Consider the following 256-nt stretch of genomic DNA (forward strand, 5'->3'; position numbering starts at 1 on the left):
CTTGTCTGGTGATCCTGCCTACATTCCGCGGCTAAACAACGCCCGGAACTTGATTCGCCAGCACGAGCGCGATGAAATTATCGAAGAACTCGTTCGGTCCTACCTGAAGAACAGCGGGGACGTTCAGTAATGCGCTTATTAGGATTAGACGTTGGCTCCAAGACGGTGGGGGTGGCGGAAAGCGATCCCTTGGGCTGGACGGCCCAAGCCGTGGAAATCATCCCCATTGATGAGGAAGCGGAGGTCTTTGGCTTAG

The 256-nt window shown here is 55.1% G+C and carries 2 protein-coding genes; both read left to right on the top strand.

Annotated elements, in window-relative coordinates; translation table 11 throughout:
* The first annotated feature begins 1 nt into the window (after position 1).
* Positions 2-130 carry an IreB family regulatory phosphoprotein gene (locus L9G74_RS21270; protein ID WP_438944596.1) on the top strand — a complete coding sequence of 43 codons (129 nt, stop codon included), beginning with the start codon at positions 2-4 and terminating at the stop codon, positions 128-130.
* Positions 130-256 (top strand): Holliday junction resolvase RuvX (ruvX, locus tag L9G74_RS23130; RefSeq protein WP_238898771.1); only part of this gene is annotated, 127 nt, incomplete at its 3' end. The genes L9G74_RS21270 and ruvX, both read left to right, overlap by 1 nt.

It is taken from the genome of Shewanella electrica, from assembly GCF_022321485.1.
Lineage (GTDB): Bacteria > Pseudomonadota > Gammaproteobacteria > Enterobacterales > Shewanellaceae > Shewanella > Shewanella electrica.